General features: G+C 72.6%; 6 protein-coding genes. 2 read left to right on the top strand and 4 right to left on the bottom strand.

Annotated features, from left to right (window positions below; all coding sequences use genetic code 11):
* The 4 genes from C1J01_RS46730 to C1J01_RS46720 form a co-directional block, all read right to left on the bottom strand.
* Nucleotides 1-248: hypothetical protein (locus C1J01_RS46730; RefSeq protein ID WP_146616006.1), on the bottom strand; the 248-nt coding region annotated here is incomplete at its 3' end.
* Entirely contained in the window at nucleotides 245-433 is a 189-nt protein-coding gene (locus C1J01_RS49430) for a hypothetical protein (RefSeq protein WP_146616005.1), read from the bottom strand. The genes C1J01_RS49430 and C1J01_RS46730, both read right to left, overlap by 4 nt.
* Before the next feature lie 86 nt (nucleotides 434-519).
* On the bottom strand, nucleotides 520-1,710 hold the full coding sequence (locus C1J01_RS46725) for a helix-turn-helix domain-containing protein (RefSeq protein ID WP_111185433.1): 1,191 nt from the start codon (nucleotides 1,708-1,710) through the stop codon (nucleotides 520-522).
* Nucleotides 1,711-1,779: 69 nt separating this feature from the next.
* Entirely contained in the window at nucleotides 1,780-2,247 is a 468-nt protein-coding gene (locus C1J01_RS46720) for a MarR family winged helix-turn-helix transcriptional regulator (protein ID WP_111185437.1), read from the bottom strand.
* A gap of 90 nt (nucleotides 2,248-2,337) precedes the next feature.
* Here C1J01_RS46720 and C1J01_RS46715 point away from each other — a divergent pair, with 90 nt between their 5' ends.
* Nucleotides 2,338-3,195, top strand: coding sequence for a haloalkane dehalogenase (locus tag C1J01_RS46715; protein WP_111185431.1), 858 nt, complete (start codon nucleotides 2,338-2,340; stop codon nucleotides 3,193-3,195).
* 91 nt (nucleotides 3,196-3,286) lie between these two features.
* Nucleotides 3,287-3,953, top strand: a 667-nt coding sequence (locus C1J01_RS46710; protein WP_111185435.1) for a YhjD/YihY/BrkB family envelope integrity protein, incomplete at its 3' end; no start/stop codon positions are given.

The raw sequence follows: 3,953 nt of genomic DNA, 5'->3' as shown, positions 1-3,953 counted from the left end.
GTATGGAGGAGGGTGGTGTGGTGGGCCAGGGCGGAGGCCAGGGTGATGGCGTCGGGGGCGGCGAGGCGTTTGCGGACGCCGCCCGCCGCGAGTTGCGCCGTCAAAGGGCGGCGCAGGACGGCCGTCCAGTGTCCCGGGTCGGGGGAGTAGTGGATCTCCCATGCCGGGTACGTGGTGCGCAGCGCGTGGAGCTGGCGGGTCACCAGGCCCAGGTTCTCGGCGGCGGGGCCGAGGCGCGGGCCGGTCATCGGGCGGCCCGGTGCAGGCACAGCAGGGCGCGCAGGGCGGCCAGGGTGGGCCGGGTGAGCCGGATCTCGCCGCGGGCGGCGGTCCACCCGTGCTGGTCCCGTTCGAACGCCCACCCGGGGAACTCGCGTGCCGCCTCCCGGAGCAGGCGTTCCATGACGACGTCGGCTGCAGGCGTTCTGGTCATGAACGCAGCGTGGCACCACGGCGCCTGTCCGTGACGAACTCGGGCGGAGGAACTCTCCGTTCGCGCGATCCGAACTCTGTGTTCGCTCAGATGGGGATCTCGTGGCGTTCGGCCAGATGGCGCACTTCGGGCGCCCAGGACGGCCGTGCCCGCCGGGCCAGCGACCGGACCATCTCCCGCAGCAGAAGTTTGTGATCGAGCTCCTCCGGCGACTCACGCTCGATCCGCAGCAGGTGGAGCAGGCTGGCCGCGTCGTCGCCGAGATCCTCGCAGGCGCGCGCCACGTCGGCGAGGTGCGTGGCGCGCCGCTCCACGGACGGGATGCGGCGCAGGTCGATGTCGTCGGCGATGTGCAGCACCGCGTCGGGGTGGCCGGTGTCGGTCTCGATGCAGGCCATGTGGATGGCGACGTTGGTGGGTCCGAAGAACGCCTGGTCGTAGCCTCCGGAGGAGTCGCCGACCCGTTCGGCGAGCCGCGCCGCTGGGCCGCGTACGCGCTCCCTGGCCGCGTCGTCGTCGCCCGCGCGCGCCTCGCCGACGGCGGCGAGCAGGTGGAGCGCGCCGAGCGCCTTGAGGTGGCGTTCGTCGCCGTCGCCGACGTGCGGTTCGAGCTGCTCGATGGCCCGCCGGGCGACGTCGTACGCGATCTGGTGCATGTCGTCGGCCAGCATCGACTGCCCCAGGTTCCAGTACGCCCACGCGATCATCAGCGGATCGGCGGACTCCTCGGCGAAGCGCATCGCCCGGTCGGCCGCCAGATGCGCCAGGTCGACCCGCCGCAGGTGCTTGAGCACGGCCCTGGCCAGCACGTACGCGTCGGTGGCGACCCGGTGGGAGGCGGGGGCGCGGTCGAGGACCAGCGTCTCGGCGTCGATGATCAGGGACGGCAGCGCGGCCATCAGGATCGAGTAGCGCCGGGTCGAGGTGAACCAGGCGTTGCGCGCCGCCGCGACGCGTTCGGCGAGTTGCTCGGCGTCGGGCGGCTCGATGTCGGGCGAGGCCGAGCGGCAGGTGAACAGCGCCCGCTCGATGTCGCCGATCTGCGGCCTGCTGGGCTCGTGGGAGTCGCGCGGGGTCTCGCCCAGCAGCACGGCGGTGCGCACGCCGAGCACTTTGGCGATCTCGCGCAGCAGGGTGAGGGAGGGGGTGCGTTTGCCGTGCTCGATGAGCTCGATGTGCCGGGGGGTGCAGCCGGACTGTGTGGCTAACGCGGTGGTGCTCATGCCTCGTCGCTCGCGTTGGAGCCTGATCATCTGACCGGTGGTGATTTCGGGCATGCGCACGCCTTCCGGATCGGGTCCCGAGGGCTTTCAGGCTAGGCCGCGCGGTGCCCGGCCGCCATGGTTTCAGCGCAGCTCAGAGCGGGTGTGATGGGCGAGGAGCCGGCCCAGTGAACGCGTGAACTCCTCACGTTCGGCGTCGGTCAGCGGCGCGAGCAGGGTGTCCTGGAGGTCGGCGATGAGTTTGTCGAGCCGTTCGAGGTGCGAGCGACCGGCGGTGGTCATGGTGACGACGTTGCGGCGACGGTCGCCGGGGTCGGGCGCGCGCTCGACGAAGCCGCGCGCGGACAGCTCGTTGATGACGGCCACGAGGTCGCTGCGGTAGATGCCGGTGCGCCTGCTCAGCTCCGCCTGGCTCATGGGGCCGGACTCGCGCAGCGCCACGAGTGCCGCGTAGTGCCACTTGCGGGCGTCCGCCGTGGCCAGGCCCTCGCTCACGATCCGGTCGGCGTGCGACGCGACGAGCGCCAGCAGCCGGCTGGGCAGTGTCCGCAGCGGTGCCGGGGTCTCCTGCCGATCCATGGGGTCCGTCATGGCGGCGATCATACCGTTGCGTTAGTGCGACTAACGATGTACCGTTCGTTAGCGCGACGAACGTTAGTGACTCGAACGAATTGAGGGATCATGCCCGCTGTCGACGTGCTCGACTCGCACATGCACTACGAAGACTCGGGGGAGGGAGCCCCCTTCGTGTTCCTGCACGGCAATCCGGCCTCGTCCCACCTGTGGCGCGGCGTGCTGCCCGGCGTGGCGCGGCCCGGGCGGCGGCTGCTCGCGCCCGACCTCATCGGCATGGGCCGTTCCGGCAAGCCGGACGTGCCGTACCGGTTCGGCGACCACGCCCGCTACCTCGACGCCTGGTTCGACGCGCTCGCGCTGGAGGACGTGGTGCTCGTCGGCCACGACTGGGGCGGCGCGCTCGCCTTCGACTGGGCGGCGCGCCACCCCGGCCGGGTGCGCGGCGTGGCGTTCATGGAGGCGATCGTGCGGGGCATGAGCCTGGACGAGCTCGGCGACGGCCCGCGCGCCCGGACCGAGCTGATCCGCGGGCCGAAGGGCGAGTCGCTGGTGCTCGACGGGAACTTCCTCGTGGAGACCGCGTTCACCGGGGGCGTGTTGACGCCCCTCGGCGAGCGGGAGATGCAGCCGTACCTGGCGCCCTACCCCACTCGGGAGAGCCGCCGGCCGCTGCTGGAGTGGGCCCGCTCGATGCCGCTCGACGGCGAGCCCGCCGACGTGGCGGGCCCCGTCGAGGCGTCCGGGAAGTGGCTGGCGAGCAGTGACGACGTGCCCAAGCTGCTGCTCACCTTCGACTCCTCGCCGACGCTGATGATCGGGGAGGAGATGGCGGCCTGGTGCGCGGCGAACATCGCGGCCCTGGAGACCGAGCACTGCGGCCCAGCGGGCCACCACGCCCCCGAGGACCGCCCCGGGGACATCGCCGCCGCCATCGCCTCCTGGGCCGCCAGACGCGGGCTGTAGGGCCGCGTACGGGCCGTTTCCGGTCGCGGGGCGTGTCGGCACGGCTCGTGGGCAGGTGATCCGCCACGCAGGGCTCCTGGGAGAGGGCGTGATGGAGAGTCTCACCGAACGCGTCGCGGCCGTGCGGGCGCGGGCCCGCGGCAAGGTGGAGGAGTGGCGGGTACGCCGGCCGTCGGTCGACCACCTGATCCGTACCGTGCGCCGCTACCAGCTCCAGTCGGGCGACCGGCTGGCGGGCGCGGTCACCTACTTCGCGTTCCTGTCCTTCTTCCCGCTGCTGGCGCTGTCGTACGCGGTGCTCGGCTACGTGGTGGCGACCAGCGAGCCGACCAGGGAGGCCCTGCAGCGGGCCGTCGCCGAACGCCTGCCCGGCATCGCCTCCCAGCTCGACCTCGCGGCCATCGCCGGGGCCAAGGCCACCGCCGGGATCATCGGCCTGCTCGGCCTCCTGTACGCCGGGCTCGGCGCCCTCGACGCGCTGCGCGGCGCGCTGCGGCAGATGGCGATGGACACCACCGCGCCCGCCAACTTCTTCGTCAGCAAGCTGCGCGACCTCGCCTCGATCGTCATGCTCGGCGTGACGCTGATCGCGTCCGTGGGCGTGGCGGGGCTCGCCACCGCGGCCACGGACCGCGTGCTGGACTTCGTGTTCGGCGGCGACTCCCTGCTCGCCACGCTCGGGCTCAGGGGCGCGGGGGTGGCGGCGAGCATGGCGGCCGACTGGCTCATGTTCCTGATCCTGCTGGGCTGGGTGGGGC

The organism is Nonomuraea aridisoli (genome assembly GCF_003236395.1).
In the GTDB taxonomy this organism is placed as follows: Bacteria; Actinomycetota; Actinomycetes; order Streptosporangiales; family Streptosporangiaceae; genus Nonomuraea; species Nonomuraea aridisoli.
This window is presented reverse-complemented; position numbering and strand designations above follow the sequence as displayed.